This window comes from Butyrivibrio sp. INlla16 (genome assembly GCF_900104155.1).
Lineage (GTDB): Bacteria > Bacillota > Clostridia > Lachnospirales > Lachnospiraceae > Butyrivibrio.
Genome location: NZ_FMYB01000018.1, coordinates 63,015 through 81,381, shown reverse-complemented (window position 1 = coordinate 81,381; position 18,367 = coordinate 63,015). Strand labels below are relative to the sequence as shown.

At 41.8% G+C, this 18,367-nt stretch carries 16 protein-coding genes; 14 read left to right on the top strand and 2 right to left on the bottom strand.

The genetic code is table 11. The annotated features are described in order from the left end of the window. Positions 1 to 45: 45 nt before the first annotated feature. The 9 genes from BLR42_RS10275 (at position 46) to BLR42_RS10235 (ending at position 9,534) form a co-directional block, all read left to right on the top strand. Entirely contained in the window at positions 46 to 432 is a 387-nt protein-coding gene (locus BLR42_RS10275; RefSeq protein WP_170832719.1) for a NifB/NifX family molybdenum-iron cluster-binding protein, read from the top strand. A gap of 193 nt (positions 433 to 625) precedes the next feature. Continuing rightward, positions 626 to 1,249 (top strand): GDSL-type esterase/lipase family protein, encoded by a 624-nt coding sequence (locus BLR42_RS10270; protein ID WP_091868767.1) that lies wholly within the window; start codon positions 626 to 628, stop codon positions 1,247 to 1,249. A 360-nt stretch (positions 1,250 to 1,609) separates the two neighbouring features. After that, the gene (locus BLR42_RS10265) at positions 1,610 to 2,095 is read left to right on the top strand and encodes a hypothetical protein (RefSeq protein WP_091868765.1); all 486 of its coding nucleotides are present in this window, start codon (positions 1,610 to 1,612) and stop codon (positions 2,093 to 2,095) included. Continuing rightward, positions 2,089 to 2,769, top strand: a complete 681-nt coding sequence (locus tag BLR42_RS10260; RefSeq protein ID WP_091868763.1) for a hypothetical protein — start codon at positions 2,089 to 2,091, stop codon at positions 2,767 to 2,769. Before BLR42_RS10265 ends, BLR42_RS10260 begins: the two co-directional genes overlap by 7 nt. 32 nt (positions 2,770 to 2,801) lie before the next feature. After that, positions 2,802 to 4,151 (top strand): hypothetical protein, encoded by a 1,350-nt coding sequence (locus BLR42_RS10255; protein WP_139165138.1) that lies wholly within the window; start codon positions 2,802 to 2,804, stop codon positions 4,149 to 4,151. After that, positions 4,144 to 5,370 (top strand): hypothetical protein, encoded by a 1,227-nt coding sequence (locus BLR42_RS10250; RefSeq protein WP_091868759.1) that lies wholly within the window; start codon positions 4,144 to 4,146, stop codon positions 5,368 to 5,370. Before BLR42_RS10255 ends, BLR42_RS10250 begins: the two co-directional genes overlap by 8 nt. Before the next feature lie 37 nt (positions 5,371 to 5,407). After that, positions 5,408 to 6,406: a hypothetical protein gene (locus BLR42_RS10245; protein WP_091868757.1), complete on the top strand. Its 999-nt coding sequence runs from the start codon at positions 5,408 to 5,410 to the stop codon at positions 6,404 to 6,406. A gap of 23 nt (positions 6,407 to 6,429) precedes the next feature. Next, positions 6,430 to 7,923 carry a bifunctional metallophosphatase/5'-nucleotidase gene (locus tag BLR42_RS10240; protein WP_091868755.1) on the top strand — a complete coding sequence of 498 codons (1,494 nt, stop codon included), beginning with the start codon at positions 6,430 to 6,432 and terminating at the stop codon, positions 7,921 to 7,923. A 117-nt stretch (positions 7,924 to 8,040) separates the two neighbouring features. Further along, positions 8,041 to 9,534 carry a bifunctional metallophosphatase/5'-nucleotidase gene (locus tag BLR42_RS10235; RefSeq protein ID WP_091868753.1) on the top strand — a complete coding sequence of 498 codons (1,494 nt, stop codon included), beginning with the start codon at positions 8,041 to 8,043 and terminating at the stop codon, positions 9,532 to 9,534. Positions 9,535 to 9,737: 203 nt separating this feature from the next. Here BLR42_RS10235 and amrS read toward each other — a convergent pair whose 3' ends face one another. Both amrS and BLR42_RS10225 read right to left on the bottom strand, forming a co-directional pair. Beyond that, positions 9,738 to 10,574: an AmmeMemoRadiSam system radical SAM enzyme gene (gene amrS / locus BLR42_RS10230; protein WP_091868749.1), complete on the bottom strand. Its 837-nt coding sequence runs from the start codon at positions 10,572 to 10,574 to the stop codon at positions 9,738 to 9,740. Positions 10,575 to 10,576: 2 nt separating this feature from the next. Beyond that, positions 10,577 to 11,476 carry a LysR family transcriptional regulator gene (locus BLR42_RS10225; RefSeq protein WP_091868747.1) on the bottom strand — a complete coding sequence of 300 codons (900 nt, stop codon included), beginning with the start codon at positions 11,474 to 11,476 and terminating at the stop codon, positions 10,577 to 10,579. Positions 11,477 to 11,626: 150 nt separating this feature from the next. Between BLR42_RS10225 and BLR42_RS10220 the strand changes: the two genes are divergently transcribed. From BLR42_RS10220 to BLR42_RS10200, 5 genes are all read left to right on the top strand, one after another. Further along, entirely contained in the window at positions 11,627 to 13,300 is a 1,674-nt protein-coding gene (locus BLR42_RS10220; protein ID WP_207648533.1) for a potassium channel family protein, read from the top strand. A 132-nt stretch (positions 13,301 to 13,432) separates the two neighbouring features. Further along, complete coding sequence (locus BLR42_RS10215) at positions 13,433 to 15,394, top strand: leucine-rich repeat domain-containing protein (RefSeq protein WP_091868745.1); 1,962 nt, start codon at positions 13,433 to 13,435, stop codon at positions 15,392 to 15,394. A 202-nt stretch (positions 15,395 to 15,596) separates the two neighbouring features. Beyond that, a complete protein-coding gene (locus BLR42_RS10210; protein ID WP_091868743.1) occupies positions 15,597 to 16,154 on the top strand; it encodes a CAP domain-containing protein in 558 nt (185 codons plus the stop codon). Positions 16,155 to 16,271: 117 nt separating this feature from the next. Further along, positions 16,272 to 17,459: an ABC transporter substrate-binding protein gene (locus tag BLR42_RS10205; RefSeq protein WP_170832717.1), complete on the top strand. Its 1,188-nt coding sequence runs from the start codon at positions 16,272 to 16,274 to the stop codon at positions 17,457 to 17,459. Between the two features lie 23 nt (positions 17,460 to 17,482). Further along, a complete protein-coding gene (locus BLR42_RS10200; RefSeq protein WP_091868741.1) occupies positions 17,483 to 18,367 on the top strand; it encodes an ABC transporter permease in 885 nt (294 codons plus the stop codon).

Below are 18,367 nucleotides of genomic sequence, written 5' to 3'. Positions count from 1 at the left end.
CCTCTGGGAGAAGGTGCCCCGAAGGGGCGGATGAGGGGACTAATCATGGCATACAAAATTGCAGTAGCATCATCCGACGGCATTTATTCCGACCTGGAATTCGGGATGGCAGATCAGTTCTACATATATGACGTAGATGATAATGCAAGAATAAAGTTTAGCGAAATCAGAGAGTGGAAACCTAAGGAGGATGATACACTAAATGAACTTAAGGATCCCACAGTATATAGCGAATTTTGCGGGAATCAGGGGAACAGATGCGGCAAAGGTTCTGAAGAAAAGGTGAAGCTATTGGAGGATTGCCGATGCATCATATGCACCCATATCGGGCCTAAGATGAGTAAACAATTTACTGTTCGGGGAATTTCTATTTTCGATATAGAGGGTGAATTAGAACCGATAATAAAACGTATAGCTGAATATTATAAGTGATGAAAACTGTAGCAGATTGTAACGACACGATCGCTGCAGTTTTTCTTTTGAAGGGTAGATTAGGGTATAGGATATTTTTATATCCAACTAAAAGTTTTGGATATTTTACATCAAGACCCGGGACAATCATAATAAATTTATGAAATGTAATTAGTCAGTACTCGGCATTTTTTAAAATTATGAGGTGTGAATTATGGCAAACATTCTTGCTTTTGGAGATTCAAATACATGGGGACTTATTCCGGGAACAAAGGAGAGATATCCCTGGGGGAAAAGGTGGACAAGTATAGTTCAGGACAAACTAGATGACGGAAGAATTATTGAGGATGGTCTTTGCGGAAGGACAACCGTTTTTGACGATCAGCTTCGCCCTTTCAGAAAAGGTGCTGAGATTCTTCCTCTCAGTATAGAGAGTAATTACCCGTTGGATGCTGCGATCATCATGCTGGGCACAAATGATTGCAAAACAATTTTTCATGCAAATTCACATATTATAGGAAAGGGGCTTGAACTTTGCCTTGATGAGCTTGAAAAATATATAGCACCTGAGAAAATACTGGTAGTCTCTCCGATAAAGCTCGGTGAGGAGGTTTACCTTCCCGGGAAGGATCCTGAATTTGATAAGGCCTCCGTTGCTGTCAGCAAAAACCTTAGACAGGAGTATGAGAAAATTGCAAAAAGGCGCGGCAACCAATTCCTTGCAGCTTCCGATTTTGCAACGCCCAGCGCTGTAGATGACGAGCACATGGATGAGAAGGGGCATGAAAAATTATCCGCAGCTATTATTGAAAAACTCGAAGAAATGCAGATAGCATAACAAAAATGATATAAACGGTTATTCTGCATATTCTATTGTAGGTATGGCTGCAAGCAGGAATCTGGTGTACTCATGCGCAGGGCTCTTATAAATGCTCTCCGCAGCCGGATAGAACAAGAATCGCTATAAATAAAATATCCACATATACTTTTTCTTCATTAAAAAAGCCTCCTAAGGGTTATTGATATACTGATAATATTTTATCATCTTTGTGTGAGGCACTTATAAATAGAAAATAATCATATTATTAATTCACTATAAATTTGGGGAGTAAAATTGGTGTTTTTATTACAATTTCATTTTGAAAAGATATATGACAAAATAGTAATGGTATGGTTGGAATATTGATAAGGAGAGAACATGAAAAATCCCGGTATTGTTTTGTCCCTTATAGTTGTAACAACTGTGTTATCAATGAACGGATGCTCATCCGCAAGAAAATCTGATACTACTCAGGTTGACACACGGATTCCTGCTCAGTCTGACGCTGAGCAGGAATCCGATGTGCGAACAACTGTGAAAGAGGAGGATTCTGCGCCTTCGAAGATGCCTGAGACAGAAAAAAATCTCGATGAAGAACCCACAGAAGAAAATTTGGTCTATGGAAATGGCAGCTATTTTGTGAAGGTTGGAGACAAGGTCTATTTCCATGACTACAGCAGGGCAGCAGTGGGCGAATCAAGCCAGGGTGGACAATTCCTTTATCTTGGTTCCGGGATATGCGCATATGATGAATCCTCAGGTGAAATAAGTGAAATATCAGATGAATCCTGCTCCGGAAAACTGTTTTTTTTGGCAGCAATGAGCTATATCTGTCCCACTCTTATTTGGGCAGCCATATGCTGAGCCGCTTTGTATACGGGAATTTATTGTGGTCCGATGATAAAGGACAGGAGAGGACTATAGTAAAGAACTTCATTCCCAATATGGATAAAGATCACCTTGTAATGCAGACTGGAGAAGTCCTTGGTGATGACGCGTATATTCTGGTGGCAGAAGTCCAAAGGGATTCAGATAACGATCAAAAACTTTCCCAGGCTTTTAAATTTGAAAACATGTATTTAATGAAAGTTCCGATGAAGGAGAATTCGGATGTCGAGGTGATTTCCGGCGGCGATTTTGAAAGCAGTATTACCTTTGATACAAAGGGGTATGAGCCTTTCGTCGGCAACTGGCGCATGGATGATTTGATCATTGAGGATGGCTATGAGCCCACTCACAGTCGTAATATGTGGGTTGGAATTACGGACGAACAGGAACTGAGCTTTATAGATAATGAGGAGTACAGCGGTTTTCCGTTTATTCTTTCAACATCAAAGATAGGCGATGAGTGCCTGATTGTCGGATACAATGAAGTTCTTGGGCTTACCTGTACAGGAAGACTCTCTGAGTATGACGGCGAACAAAAGCTTATTCTTGAGGTTCAGGAGAAAATGGAAAGCATAGATGATCCCGGACCTTCCTCATGGAAAGGCTCTTTTCACAGGGTGTCTGATGAAGAATGGGCTACTGAATGGTGACTTAGTTTAACACAATATGGGGGTGGATAGTCATGAAGAAGCGTTATCGTTGTTTGTCATGTTTATTGATGTTATGCGTATTGACAGGATGCAGTAGGACTCCAAATATATCCGGGACAGTTGAAAAAAGAAGTGTAACGGGTTCTGAGGACAAGGCTGAAAAAAGCAGCGTTGCTGGTTCTGACAAACTGCTTAAAAAAGACAGCATGATTGTTGGCGAGGATATTTCAGAAGATCAGATAGGAAAATTTTACTATACAGTAGAGAACATCAATTACGACGCATATTATTTAAGGTATCTCTTCTATGTTGAAGACGGAAAGAATATGTTCTTCTTTGAAGAGAGGGAGCGAAAGGATGACTATGGCCCGACTACTGAAGAGGATACGATAGCAGAGGCAGAATTTGAACTTTCGGACGATGAGTGGTCGGATTTTGTCGGGGCAATTAATGGTGGTCAGGTAAAAGAGAGGGGCGATAATCCGGAGGCTGGCAGCACTGGTCCGTGGACATACCTTTACTGGTCCGGAGATGAGGATAAGTATCAGGAGTATTCGTTTAAATCCCAAAGCGCTCGGAAAGAGTTTGAAGAATTATGTGAAGCTCTGGCTGAAAAGGGGAGCCCTGAAAAAAAGAAAGAAAAAGAGATTAAAGATTTTAACGCCGCAGCGCATGATGCATTTGAAGAGTTTGTGCAGAGTCAGTTCACGCAGATAAGCAGTATGAAAGAGAGCTTCATTACAGTGCGTGATGATGAGGGTATATATTATACGGAATATCCACCTCAGCTGTTTGGAATCGTTAATCACTGTTTTGCAGATATAGACGGTGATGGAATGGATGAGATGATTATCTGCCAGCTCTCGGGCGATGATATGTACGAGAACCTGTGGGTTTCCACATACGAGTATAACGATGAAAACGGAGAGGTTGAGGATACGGCCTTTTATGAATATGGGGAAAACATCCTGGAGTCCGATGATGGTAATACGTTCGTGTTTATGTATGAATATAACGAAAAGCCTGTCATAGCCATTACTACCATGGAATCATATTATACGAGAGCGGATGGGGTGAATCTGGTTTTCAAGGCTCTTACGTATGATGGCGATGGCTTTGAAGAGCTTGGCTGCGACGAATACGCCGGCTCCGATATGGAAGATCCCGGATTTGCGGATACTTTGAAAGAATGCGGAGTGGACATCGAATGGATCGATTTTATCGTGGATGATTTTAAAAAGGTTCAGGAAAAATTATTATCTGTCTGTGACGGTAAACTGATCACAGAGATTATTACTAAGACTGATGACATGGAATACGATGAGGAAGGCTATATTCCGGAAACGATATATCGCCATGTGGAGGTCTGCGGATATGAATAAGATGCTTTTAATCATTGCAATGTCAGGATTGGCTTTGGTTTCTTTCACGGCATGTAGGGGTAGTGGCGGACAGATAACGAAAAGTGAAGATAGTAGTCAGGATAATAAATTCGAAGGAACCTGGTATTCGCAGGATGACAGTAATGCGATTCTTACTATAAAAAACGATGGCATGACATATAAGGAGGCAGATATTGATAGTTCTGCTTCTTTTGAGCCGGAGGCAAAAGAAAACTATGTTTCGCTTTCTGTCACGAGTGAACTGTTTTTCCTCTACGAGATAAATTATCACCCTGATGAAGACAGGATCGAAGCTTATACCCAGCCGGAACTTGACGGTGATGGCGGCTATAAGCGCATGGAATTTAGAAGAACCGCATATGGGCCCGGGGATAAGGCAATGCTTGAATATCTGTATGGCGCATGGGAAATCATGGATGATGGGGAACTGATGCAGGAACCGGGAATCCGCAGGGATATTCTGTATTTTCCGCTTCCGCAATATAAGACGGTGCGTTTTGTCAGGGCAAATGGTGATAAGAAGACCTTCAATATCGAGCTTACGGATGTCTTTGATGATACTGTAAAAACAGGTACCTACGACAGGCTTACCATGTCTGCAAAATTTTCATCCGGTGAATACACATGGGATGAAGTAAGACCGGGACAGTCATTTCAGATTCTGATTGCCAATAATCTCGGGATGGATTATCTGATGCTGAGGGAATTGGGAGATGAAAGAACAGGATTTGCAACAGACGGACTTCAATATGAGAGGAGTATGAGTGGCATATGGTTTTTCAAGAGACCTGATTCGGATACATATGACGGTGAGTATGATACTGAAGGTACTACACCATCTACCGTAGGGAATGAAGAACAGGTACGCCTTAAAGATACTTCTTTTTATGCGATCAAATGGCTGGAGTTTGGTAACAGTTGTACTTTACAGCGCGTTGAAGTTCAGGAGACCAAGGCTGCCCTTGGAAGCAGCTCAGAAGACGCGCTGGGGTATTACCTTCCTGATGATGAGTATGCATATTCTGCTGTGAACTATGAATACAGCGGAATGGAGAATATGGCACACGGCGGATATTTTGATCCTGCGCTTGTGCAGGTTGTAACAGATGAGAGCGGACAGATCGTTGAGATGTCAAAATATGAATATGCATGGGACGGAATGTACTATGAACATTCGGAGAAAATTTTTCAAAAGTAATTATATTATATTGATTTCTTTTCTGAGTGTTTGTCTTATGGGATGTCCATCTCCCAAAGACGAATCGAAACAGGCTAAGAAGCATGTAAAAGAGGCTATTCCTATTGCTGAGGAAGCAGTAAAGAAGGTTTATCCTGATGCAATAATCAAGGGGAATACTTTTTATGGTATTAGTGGAACTCAGGTGGGGCCGGATCATCTTGTGACAGATTGGGTGATGGGGGAATATCTTGACGGCGGTAAAGAAGAAATCATGATCAATGTTCTGACAAAGGATATCTACGTTACTTCTGAATGGAACAAGATAAGCTCCTATGGTATGAAAGCTGCAAGAGATCTTTTTGGACTAGATAGTGCTAATACGGATGGCTATATCTACGGATACAAGGAAGAACCTTATTGTGCTGATGATCCTGATAAATACGGTAATCTTGAAATCTGGAATATGCTTCCGCTCGGAACTGTGGTTAGTGATGATTTTGCCCGGGATTTGCTGAATAACGAAGAATATAGCTTCTTATATGAGATTGTTGTTAACGAAGATGTGGATATGAAGATTTTTGAAGATACGGATTATACTTCATTGGGAAGTAATGTACATCTAAAAGTGGAACAGTTTGATAATGAAAATAAGTCTATAGCGACTTTTGATTCACAAATTGATGGAACTGATGGCGGATCATTGGAAAGGTTTGTTTTTGAATTCGGTTCCAGTATGGATATTACCAGGCTTCGTGTAGAGGTGCAACTTCGTGACGGTGAGTACTGGTATTCGACAAATAATAACACATACACGAAGTTAAGCGAGTCACAGAGGCAAAAGTTTTTTAACATGATAGACAAGTATCAGCTTTATTCTTCTAAAGACAATAAAACTGGCGATGTTGAAATCGATGGTTTTAATTACTCACTGGAATATGAACTTACGGACGGAACCAGGGTGTATGACAGCGGGCAGATTGTCAGTCTTCAGGGCGGCTATCATGTCATGGATGAATTCGACAGCCTTTTCAATATGGGATATCACATCAAGTGAGCGTTTTAATGTAGGGGGATAATATGAAGCATAACGAAAAAAAGCCAAAAAAGAACTTGAAAAAACTAACACTTCTTCACTCGAATGATATGCACGGCGATTTCCTTGCCGAGAAGGCTGACGATAAGCTGGTTGGAGGCGTGTCACTTCTTTCAGGTTATGTCAGTAAGGTCAGACATGAGGAAGAAAATGTTCTCTATGCAATTGCAGGAGATATGTTCAGAGGCTCTATTATTGATTCTGAGTTTCACAGGATTTCGACAATTCAAATTATGAACATGCTCTCTCCGGACATAGTGACAGTGGGCAACCATGAGGTGGACTATGGTGTTGCACATCTTTTGTTTTTGGAGAAATGTGCGGAATTTCCTATAATAAATGCGAATCTTTATATCAAGACAAACCACACGAGATTATTCGATCCATGTAAGGTTATTGAAGTTGGCGGAATGAAGATTCTTTTCATAGGAATAATAACGGAGATTGCCCTTCAGCAGTGCAAGATGGATAAGCTTATAGGAACCTTCATAACACTTGAGGATGCAGCGGCTGAAATCGGAAGGATATGTAACACCTATAATGCAATCGATGTAGACCTGACGGTTTTACTGACGCATATCGGATTTGAGGAAGATCAAAAGCTCGCGGAGCTCCTTGATCCTGCCTGGGGTGTAGATGTGATAATCGGAGGACATTCACATACATTTATGGAAGAGCCCTGTATAGTAAATGGAATACCGATTGTGCAGGCAGGGACAGGAACAGATGAGATAGGCCGCTTTGATATGGTGATAGATACAGATAAAAACAAAATAGACAGCTACACCTGGAAGCCTGTTCCAATCAACAATAAGACCTGCCCGAGAGATACTGCAATTGAGGACATGATCCTTAACTACAAGACTTCAACTGATGAAAAATACGGAAGAATACTTACCAAATTTGTTAGGAAGTTAACCCATCCGTCCAAGATAGAAGAGACAGAGCTGGGAAACCTTTTCGCGGATATGCTAAAGGACGCCCTTGGAGTTGATATTTTTCTTATGGCTTCCGGATCTGTGAGAAAAAAGGAACTGGGTTCTGTTGTGACAAAAGGAGATTTTGACGGAGCTTTCCCTTATGATGATGCAGCCATTGTTACCTATTGGACAGGTGCTCAGCTAAAGCATGGAATAATGAGGATGCTGCGTGACGAAACTCTTGCTGGAGAGCACACCGAGTTTTATCAGTTGTCAAAAGGACTTGAGGTTGAATATGATCAAAAGACACACTCATTTTTGAAGTTTGATTATGAAGGAGAGCCTATTGATGAGAATAGAGTTTTCTCTGTAGGACTCCAGGAATATCATTTCAAAAATCTTGTGGATTCTTTTGATCTTAAACCTGAGGACTTAAAGAAAAATCACTCCTACCGCGCAGTCGCAACCTCCTGTGCCGAGGTACTCGAGGAAATGCTACAAAACGGCCAGCATCAGGATGCAGTAGTGGAAGGTAGGATAAAGATTAATTTGCAATAGAAATTGTTTCAATGCCTTCCCCCTGGGGGCGCTCGACGTCCGGGGGACGTCGGTTCAGCGCGGACCGAAGCGGAGCGAAGACAGGTGGCGCGAAGCGCCGGATGAGGGGGATTACAAATGAAGAATTTAAAGAAACTTACACTTTTACACTCAAACGATATGCACGGCGACTTCCTTGCAGAGAAGGTAGACCAGCAGCTTGTCGGAGGCTTATCTCTTCTTTCGGGATATGTCAGTAAGATTCGGCATGAGGAGCAAAACGTCCTCTATGCCATTGCGGGTGACATGTTTAGAGGCTCAGTTATAGATTCTGAATTTCACGGCATATCCACAATTCAGATCATGAACATGCTCGCTCCGGACATTGTAACACTTGGCAATCACGAGGTGGACTACGGCGTATCACACCTTCTTTTCCTTGAAAAATGTGCTGAGTTTCCGATTATCAATGCCAATTTCCATATTAAGACGAATAATGCCAGGCTCTTCGAACCCTATAAAATTATAGAGATAGATGGGATGAAGATTCTTTTTATAGGAATCATAACAGAGGTTGCACTCATGCAGTGCAAGACGGACAAACTAATAGGAACTCTTGTGACTTTGCAGGATGCCGCTGATGAAATCGGAAGAATCTGTGATACCTATAATGCGCTTGATATAGACTTTACAGTTCTTCTTACACACATCGGCTTTGAGGAGGATCAAAAGCTTGCAGCAATGCTTGATCCGGCATGGGGAGTTGATGTGATAATAGGCGGTCATTCTCATACCTTCATAGAAGAGCCTGCCGTTGTAAATGGTATTCCGATTGTTCAGGCAGGTACCGGTACGGATCAGATCGGACGTTTTGACATCATGATCGATACGGATAATAACTGCATTGACAGCTATACCTGGAAACCGGTTCCGATAAATGAAAGTACCTGTCCCAAGGATCCCGGCATCGAGGAAATAATAAATAATTACAAGACGAGTACGGATGCAAAGTATGGAAGAATCATCACCAAGTTTGTAAGGCAGCTCACACATCCTTCACGTATAGAGGAGACTGAGCTTGGCGATCTTTATTCGGATGCTCTTTGTGAGGCTCTGGGACTTGATATCATGCTCCTCGGTTCAGGTTCCATCCGCACGGAGAAGCTTGGTCCTGTTGTTACAAAAAAAGACCTGGATGAGAATTTCCCTTATGATGATGGTGTATTTGTAACCTATTGGACTGGTGCACAGCTAAAGCATGGTCTTCTGCGCGTGCTTAGAGATGAGGCTCTTGCAGGAGAGCACACGGAGTTTTACCAGCTTTCTGAGGGACTTGAAATAGAGTATGACCAGAAGACACATGCATTCCTGAAGTTCAATTTTAAGGGTGAACCAATAGATGATAATCAGGTTTATTCTGTGGGACTACAGCAGTTCCACTACACGAATGTGAAGGACTCCTTTGATCTTGAAGTTGCCGATCTTGACAATAACAAGCAATCCAGACAGATCTGCACTTCCTGTGCCGGCGTAATTGAGGAAGTTATGCAAAAAGGCCAGCATCAGGATGCAATTGGTAAGGGTAGACTTATTATTCATCTTGAGGATGGTACTACAACGGGGAAAAATTGATCTTTCTATAAAATCATACAAGATTATAAAATGTGTTCAAGTTCACAGAATTACCACATTTTGGTCACTTTTTCTTACGATTTGTGCTGTAGTATAAACACTGTAAGGAACAGTAAATAAGTTCCACCCCCTCATAAGAACACTTTCTTCATAGAAAAAAAGCCGGGTTCTTCGTGACAAGAACCCGGCTTTCCCCTTTTTTATCAATTACCCGTATATACATATTTAAGCTGTTGCCCGGCAAGCTCGGAAAGATGATAGACTTTTGAAACCTCTGTAGCAGGAACATCTGTCATATTGAATCTTGGAAAATAGCGGCTTATATGAAGCGGAATATCATCGCGGATTCCGGCGATCCAGGAGGATAATTCCATGATTTCCTCATCAGTATCATTATATCCCGGGACAATAAGCGTGGTCAGTTCCACATGTGACTCCTTGGCAGCAGCTGTAATGAAGTCCATGACCATCTTTCTGTCACCATTAAGGACATCCTCATAATAGGAATCGGTAAATCCTTTGAGATCAATATTCATCGCATCTATATAAGGAATAATTTCATCATAGATTTTTTCCGAAACACAGCCGTTGGATACAAGCACGGTCTTAAGCCCCGCTTCGTGGGCCAGTTTTGAAGTATCTCTTACATATTCATATCCTATAAGCGGTTCATTATAAGTAAAAGCGATTCCTATATTCCCGTTTTCTCTATACGAGGCAGCGATACCGACCAGTTCATCAGGTGCTATATATTCTCTCTGCGGAAGAGAAGAGGACGGATCAAAGCCGTAGGAAATAGTATGATTCTGGCAGAACGGGCAGCGAAGATTACATCCGTAGCTTCCGACTGAAACCACCATTGATCCGGGATAAAACCTGGACAACGGTTTTTTCTCTATTGGGTCAAGTGCTATGGACGTGATAAGTCCGTAATTTGTGCATACAATCTCTCCGTCGCGGCAGGTTCTTGCCATGCACATCCCGGTCATACCTTCTTTTAAATTGCAGTGATGATGACAAACTTCACATACAGGCATAATTTTTAATCCATATATTCTTCAAGCTTTTCTACAAAGGTTTCTCCCATTTCGCTGAGTTCGACGCCCTTTCTTGTTATATATCCGAAGGTAAGCGTCTCGTCTTCCTTAAGCTTTACTGCTTTAAGATCCGATTCATTAAGACTGTCTCCGAGCATTGCAGCTCCGACAGCATAGCCGTTAAGGCCGAGCATTAGTTCAATTGAAGTTGCTCGTTCGTTGGTACTGATGATCTTTTTATAATCATAGGTAGCAAGGGCTTCCTCTCTATAATAGAAGGAAGTATTATCACCCTGGTCGAATACCATGCAGGGATAGTCGGAGAGTTCCTCAAGTGAGAGTTCCTCCTTATCTGCAAGGGGATGATCCTTTCTCAAATACACATATGTATTACGTGTGAAAAGTTCGTGGAATTCAAGCGATGCATCTGTGAAAATCTTTTTGAAGGTATTTTTATTGAAATCCGAAAGAGCGATAACACCTATTTCGCTTTTCATATTCTTGATATCTTCGATTACCTCACTTGTCTGAGTCTCTCTTATGGAAAATTGATATTCATCAAGATCATATTCCTTTACTGTCTCGATAAAAGCATTAACTGCAATAGTGTAATGCTGCATGGAAACTGAGAAAGTGGGCTTATCAGATTTTGAATTCAAATACTTTTCTTCAACAATCTCGAACTGTTCAACCGCATGTCTTGCATACGCAATGAAAGATGCCCCGGCGGATGTTGTAACGACGCCATTATGAACTCTCTCAAATATCTGAATACCAAGCTCCTTTTCAAGATCTCTTACCGCACTTGAAAGGCCGGGCTGTGAGACATAGAGCCTGTCCGCCGCCTTTCTCATGGATGATTCTTCGTCTATCGCTATAACGTATTTTAGCTGCAATATGGTCATGTGTATCACCTCTTTGGTTTATTTCTACACAATACTATATCACAGCTGATTTGAATCAAAGAAGCAAATTATTGCAATAATAGACGTCACAGAGTAAAGTAAAATAAGAAACATTGATTCCGCTTTGATAGTATTTCATAGAGGATTACTATGAATAATAAAAAGTCATTCAAAGACAGAATAAATGATTTAAAACTTACTCATGCAGTAAACAAAGGTTCCGGCGGTTCTGTTTTCAGGCGCATGTTTTTCATGATTCGCCGTTATATCAGAATTCTTCTGGGGTTTATTGCCGCTTACCTGGCACTGCTTTTTTTGCTGGTGGAAATCGAGAGAAGAGATCCTTCCGCCACGATTCATAACATTGGAGAGGCCTTTTGGTACTCCCTGGTTACGCTCACCACTATCGGATATGGTGATTTCTATCCTGTTACTCCCGCAGGCCGCCTGATAGCGTCCGTATTTGTTATCTTAGGTATCGGTCTGCTCGGTTTCTTTGTGGGATTTATGATGGAATTTGTCTCCCGCATCAAGCCTATTATCCTCCTATCAATTCATACGGCTAAGCCCTGGTATATTTTTACCGATAAATCCCAATACTCAATGATTTTTGCTGAAAACATAAAAGCTGTACGTCCTGACGCTGTTATTATCTATTCCGGCTGCCAGGATGACGGAAAAGGCTCAAAGGCAATTTCCGTTCAATGGTCTGCCGCAGAACTCCTTGAACGTAGAGGATCCCTTTATGATGCTCATATTATGTGTTTAAAGGATAACGAGATGGAAAATTTCCTGGACGCCATAACGCTGTCCGATACGGGTGCCCCTATCGTATGTCTGGCCAATTTTACACCGGCCCATCATCCTATGAATATCAGTTTCTTCTCGCTAACTGACTGTACTGCCAGATTATTCTGGCAGCAATACCCTGTAAAAAAGAAAAACGAAACTATTCTTCTTATCGGTTTTGGTGCTGCAGGCTCGGTACTTCTTGATCGTGCGCTTGAATTAAATGTCTTATACGAGGACCAGAGCATACACTATCATGTATTCGGAAATTCAGATGAATACTGCAGGAACCGTAAAAAACTCAGTGATATAGTAAGTATTAACGAACAATCCGATGAAAGAGACAGCATAATTTTCCATGACAGCCATTGGAACACTGATGAAAAGCTCCTGGCAAAAGCCGATCGCATCATTCTTTGCGACGACTCTGAAAAGGATAATATCGCCGTTCTTCAGACCCTTCAGAAATTTTTTGCCTTCAGTGGTGAAATATATATTTATAACAGTAATGTCAGAAGTATTGCTACTCCTTTTGGACAAACCAGAGATATCCTTACCCCTGCCTTTGTATTGCACAATACTCTGACTGATATGGCACTTTGCCGTCATGAAATGATGCGCTTCTATTTAGGCGGCGCTATCCCGTTATGGGAAGATTTAGACAGTCTTATTAAGGACATGAACTATATTACAACCGACCATATAAGCCTTAAGGTGCATATGCTTCTTGGAGATGAGGCTCCCTGCCAGCCCTTCGATGACATTCCTTCTGCAACGTTGCGGAAGGCTTCTGCGGCAAGAAATGATATGTCCGATGAACAGAAGACTGTTTTGAACAAGCTTGAACATGAGCGCACCTGTCGTTTCTATTTATTGCATAACTATTCTTATGCAGAAAAAACAAATGATGACACCAGAGAAAACAATCTTCTTAAGACTTTTGATAAATTAAATGATTTCGAAAAACAGATGGTAGAGATCAGCTGGAACCTCATCGACGAGTTGGCCTCACATAAAGCTGCAAAGGGGCGCTGATCTGTCCTACCTGAAAATAATAATATATGAAACAAAAAAGTTCGAAATAATGGTATAATATGACCTATAGTATATGTAAAAATATACTTTTTTCTTATGAGATTTAAGTTGAGTGCGGGGATTTAGTTTGTTATGAGTTCAAAAACGAATAGTGTGAAAGCACTGGCCATATCTGTGGCTCTTTTTGTGTTACCATTAATAGTGGTGACGCCGATTTTTAAGGCGGATGTCAGAGCCGCCGCTACATATCCGACCGGGGATATGCATGAACCTCCGGCTATAACTGAGTTGATTCCTGATGATGACCCTTTGGAGAATTCTGCGCCTAAAGAAGACGCTCTGGTCGGAAATACACTTATTCTTGGGGATGCTTTGAATGCTGCTCCGATTGAAACCGGTGAGCATTATAGGTATCTGTCGCCTGCAGAGAAAGCTATCTATTCAGTTTTATACAGATCTATTGTTTCTGACAATTTCATTCCTTATTCACAAAGAACAAATACTTATACATGGGATTGCCTTAATACCTATAAGACACTTGTTTACTCAGGCAGTTCAACCTTCCAGAATGCGTATGACCTTAGCACTAAAGAATACGAAAATGTGCTGAACAGGGCACAGGAGGCTCTCTATTTTGATCATCCGGAAAAAGTTGAATTCTATATGTGTCATACGTCCTATTATTGGTCAAAATATGAATCCGGTAATTTTAACAGTTATATTGTGATCACCGCAAATTATGACGAAACAGCTTTTGAAAATATCGATAGCCAGATTACAACTGCGCTTAATAAGTGGATCAGTGATCTGAAAAACCCTAGTAACAATTGTGTTAATCAGACGTGGGATGCACTTACTGAATTAAATGTTCATGATTATTATGTAGGAAATCTTCAATATGATCATGCCTGCGCCGGAGACAGGTCAACAGCAGGATATTATAACCTATCACACACGGCATATGGATCACTCGTTAACCATCTTGCAGTGTGCGATGGATATTCAGCCGGATATGAACTGATTTTGAAAAGACTTGGGATTGAATCCATGATTATCGCCGGATATGCGGGGGGCGGTCATGCCTGGAACATAGTGAGACTTGACGGATCATGGTACGAGGTGGACACTACCTGGGCTATTTCAACTGAAGGTGAACTCAGACATGACTGGTTCAACAGGACAACGGCAGAGTATGAGAAGGGGGTGGGTGACAGTTCCAAGGCTCATCTAAGGAACAGCTCATCAGCTTTTGTCGGTTTCAGAATGCCCAAGGCTTACGGCACGCATTATACATATGATTACCTGTCACAGACTGATGTGAATTCATTAATACGAGATGAACAATATGTGGCGGTTACCGGTATCTCATTATCTCAGTCAGAGATGGAGATGCAGATAGGACAAAGCATCGTTGCTGATGTGCAGATAATACCTGCAAATGCTACAGTGAAGGATTATGTAGTTAAATCAAGTAATTATGATTGCATAGAAGTGGATGAGCACATACTGCGAGCCATTGCCCCGGGTGAAGCGATTATTACGGTTACTTCCGCTGATGGAGGCCATACGGCTCAGTGTAAGATAACAGTTCCATTACCCGAGCCTGAAAAAGTGGATGCACCTGAAGAGGTAGCGGATAAACAGGTTGATACAGTTGCACCCATAGATACGGAAAAAGGAGTATTTGAGATAACTCCTGATAAAAATACTGAAGTGACTTTTAAATCAGGCAATAATAAAAAAGCTTCGTCTATAACGATTCCTTCCACAGTGACAGATGAAAATGGCTGCATGTATACGGTAACAGAAATAGAAGATGGTGCATGCAAGGGGTATAAAAAGCTGAAAAAGGTTATCATCCCGGAAACGATTAGAACGATCGGAAAGGGGGCATTCAAAAACTGTTCGAATCTTTCAGTGATTAAGATAAAAGGAAATAATCTGTTAAAGGTGGGCAGTGGTGCTTTCAAGGGAATAAAAAAAGGCGCAAAGATAACAATTTATGTATCGACAAAGAAGAAATTTACCAGACTGGTTAAACTGATAAAAAAAGCCGGTGGATCAAAAGCGATTTTCAAGTTCAAAAAACAGTAATCATATTATGGTAGGAAACTTTTGGCCTGGAAATATTATCCTAATACCCTAAAATAGCACGTTTGAAAGAAAATAATAAAAACCTCAATCATAAATGTAATTTTATTTGATTTATCCATTGACAAATGTGATATTCATGGTATTATTGTCTTGTAAGTAATTGATAAACATTTTTAGTTTTTGTTTATGGAAGGAATCAGTTATGAAGAAGTTCAGACGCGTAATAGCTACTATGGTTGCAGTTGTTATCTCACTCAACGTTATGGCATGTGGAGCAGAGAAGGTGGCAACAATTGATGACGTAGCAGCTCTCAGAGGGATTAACGAGGACACTGAGAATATTTATATCGACGATGAGGCTATCGCCCTTGCCGGTGAGGCACCTACAAGCGAAGGCGCTATGGCAGCAGCTCAGGCAGCATTCGGTCTTGTAAATCAGAAGCGTACAGCTGCAGGACTTGGCGCTCTTTCATGGAGTGATGCACTTACTCAGGCAGCACTTGTAAGAGCACAGGAGATCGTTGGTACATTTTCACATAACAGACCTAACGGTGATGCGTGGTACACAGTAAACAGCAGCATCATGTACGGTGAGAATCTTGCAAAGCTTTACAACACAGGTGATTCAGTTGTAGCTGCATGGATGGCATCACCTACACACGCAGCCAACATTATGGAGTCAGGTTTCAAGTCAGTCGGAATAGCTGTATATCAGGCAGACAACGGAAACTGGTACTGGGCACAAGAGTTCGGATACTAAGATTTTTGCGAAGCCCCGTGACATTGCGTCACGGGGCTTTTTGTTGTATGATAATAAAGTTACTTGCTGTGTTAATTTACAGTAGTGAAGTGCCTAGGGCACTGATAGGAGGAGATTATGAAAAAGAAAATGCTGGCAGCTATTTTGGCTGCATCGATGATGGCGATGACCATCACAGGTTGCGGTGACAACCGCAAAACAGCGGATGACGCAGGTGAGGCTCAGAGTACAGAAGCTGCTTCCAGTGAAGAGGCAGCGAGCACTGAAGCTGGGGAAGCTACAGAAGAGGCTACAGAAGAGTCTTCTGATGCAGCTGAAGAAGCAGAGGCTGAGACTTCAGAAGATGCTGCAGAGACTGAGGATGAAGAAGCTACCGAGGAATCTAAGGATGAATATGTAATCGGTATCTCACAGTTCGCTGAGCACGGTTCACTTGACAATTGCCGCGAAGGATTCCTTCAGGGACTTGCAAATGAAGGAATTGTAGAAGGTGAGAATCTTACGGTTCATTTCCAGAACGCTCAGGCTGATACAGGTACTGCAAGCCAGATTTCCGATGCTTTTGTTGCAGACGGTGTTGATCTTATTTGCGGTATTGCCACACCCAGTGCAATGAGTGCATATAACTCTGCACTTGGCACAACTGTACCTGTTATCTATTCAGCTGTTTCCGATCCTGTTGCTGCAGAGCTTGCAAAAGAGGATGGAACACCTGTAGGAAATATAACAGGAACATCTGATGCACTTGCTGTTACAGAGCAGCTTGATATGATCAGAAAGATGCTTCCCGATGCTAAGAAAATCGGTATTCTTTATACAACAAGTGAGACTAACTCCGAGAGTACAATTGCTCAGTACAAGGAGCATGCAGAGGAGTATGGCTTTGAAATCGTAGACAGCGGTATCAATACTCTTGCTGATCTCGATATGGCAGCTGCAGATCTTGTAACCAAGGTTGACTGCATCAATAACCTTACTGATAACACAGTTGTTTCAGGTCTTCAGACAGTACTTAGCTATGCTAAGGAGCAGAAGATTCCTGTATTCGGTTCAGAGGTTGAGCAGGTTAAGGTTGGCTGCGTTGCAGCTATGGGGCTTGATTACGTAAAGCTCGGAATCCAGACAGGAGAGATGGCAGCCAAGGTTCTTAAGGGCGAGAGCGAAGCTTCCGAGATGCCTTTCGAAGTAATTAGTGAGCCCAGCCTTTACGTTAATACTAAGGCAGCTGAAGAAATCGGAATGACTCTTGATGACAGCTTTGTTTCAGGCGCAGCTGAGGTTTACGATAACATCGCTGCAAATTAATTTATAAGCGGATAGGAGTAACTATGGCACTTCTGATAAGTGTGCTGGAGCAAGGCTTGTGTTACGCAATCATGGCTCTGGGAATGTATATTACGTATAAAATATTGGATTTTCCTGACATGACAGTAGATGGCGGATTCCCTTTTGGAATCTGCCTTGCTGTTGTTATGATAAGAGCCGGGGTCCGGCCGATACTTACTTTACCGATATGTTTTGCGGCAGGCTGCCTTATAGGAGTCTGCACAGGCATAATTCATGTGGTGTTTAAGGTAAGGGATCTTCTTGCCGGAATTATCATGATGACCGGTTTGTATTCCGTGAATCTTAGAATTGCAGGAAAAGCAAACCTTCCCATGTATGATTACTACACAATTTTTGATAACAAGCTTATGAACTCTTTGTTTGGGATGATTCCCGGGCTTGCGGGTTTTCAGTCGGTGATTATTCTTTTTGTCATCACAATAATAGTGAAATTTATCCTCGACTGGTATCTTAAAACAAGGTCAGGACTTATGCTTCAGGCTGTCGGAGATAACGATGTTCTTGTTACATCAATGGGTGTAGACAGGGGAAAGGTCAGAATCATCGGCCTTGCTATTGCCAATGGCCTTGTTGCTCTTTCGGGTTCCATCTATGCTCAGCAGCAGAGATACTTTGATGTATCCATGGGAACCGGTACAGCTGTAATAGGTCTTGCCAGTGTTATCATAGGAACAGCTATTTTAAAGAAAGTGTCATTTTTCAAAATTACAACGAGTGTTGTTATCGGTGCCGTAGTATATAAGGCCTGCGTAGCGATTGCCATTAAATGTGGTCTTCAATCGACAGACTTAAAGCTCATCACAGCTGTATTGTTCCTTGTGATTCTCATTATCACCAGAGACAAGAAGCGGAAAGTGGAGGCCTGA

What these genes read in the sequence shown, in the direction of transcription:
- BLR42_RS10245 (WP_091868757.1), top strand. Translation starts at nt 5,408, where the DNA reads ATGGGATGTCCATCTCCCAAAGACGAATCGAAACAGGCTAAGAAGCAT.
- BLR42_RS10215 (WP_091868745.1), top strand. Translation starts at nt 13,433, where the DNA reads ATGAGTTCAAAAACGAATAGTGTGAAAGCACTGGCCATATCTGTGGCT.
- BLR42_RS10265 (WP_091868765.1), top strand. Translation starts at nt 1,610, where the DNA reads ATGAAAAATCCCGGTATTGTTTTGTCCCTTATAGTTGTAACAACTGTG.
- BLR42_RS10255 (WP_139165138.1), top strand. Translation starts at nt 2,802, where the DNA reads ATGAAGAAGCGTTATCGTTGTTTGTCATGTTTATTGATGTTATGCGTA.
- BLR42_RS10220 (WP_207648533.1), top strand. Translation starts at nt 11,627, where the DNA reads ATGAATAATAAAAAGTCATTCAAAGACAGAATAAATGATTTAAAACTT.
- BLR42_RS10270 (WP_091868767.1), top strand. Translation starts at nt 626, where the DNA reads ATGGCAAACATTCTTGCTTTTGGAGATTCAAATACATGGGGACTTATT.
- BLR42_RS10260 (WP_091868763.1), top strand. Translation starts at nt 2,089, where the DNA reads ATGCTGAGCCGCTTTGTATACGGGAATTTATTGTGGTCCGATGATAAA.
- BLR42_RS10275 (WP_170832719.1), top strand. Translation starts at nt 46, where the DNA reads ATGGCATACAAAATTGCAGTAGCATCATCCGACGGCATTTATTCCGAC.
- BLR42_RS10210 (WP_091868743.1), top strand. Translation starts at nt 15,597, where the DNA reads ATGAAGAAGTTCAGACGCGTAATAGCTACTATGGTTGCAGTTGTTATC.
- BLR42_RS10250 (WP_091868759.1), top strand. Translation starts at nt 4,144, where the DNA reads ATGAATAAGATGCTTTTAATCATTGCAATGTCAGGATTGGCTTTGGTT.
- BLR42_RS10205 (WP_170832717.1), top strand. Translation starts at nt 16,272, where the DNA reads ATGAAAAAGAAAATGCTGGCAGCTATTTTGGCTGCATCGATGATGGCG.
- BLR42_RS10235 (WP_091868753.1), top strand. Translation starts at nt 8,041, where the DNA reads ATGAAGAATTTAAAGAAACTTACACTTTTACACTCAAACGATATGCAC.
- BLR42_RS10240 (WP_091868755.1), top strand. Translation starts at nt 6,430, where the DNA reads ATGAAGCATAACGAAAAAAAGCCAAAAAAGAACTTGAAAAAACTAACA.
- BLR42_RS10225 (WP_091868747.1), bottom strand. Translation starts at nt 11,476, where the DNA reads ATGACCATATTGCAGCTAAAATACGTTATAGCGATAGACGAAGAATCA.
- BLR42_RS10200 (WP_091868741.1), top strand. Translation starts at nt 17,483, where the DNA reads ATGGCACTTCTGATAAGTGTGCTGGAGCAAGGCTTGTGTTACGCAATC.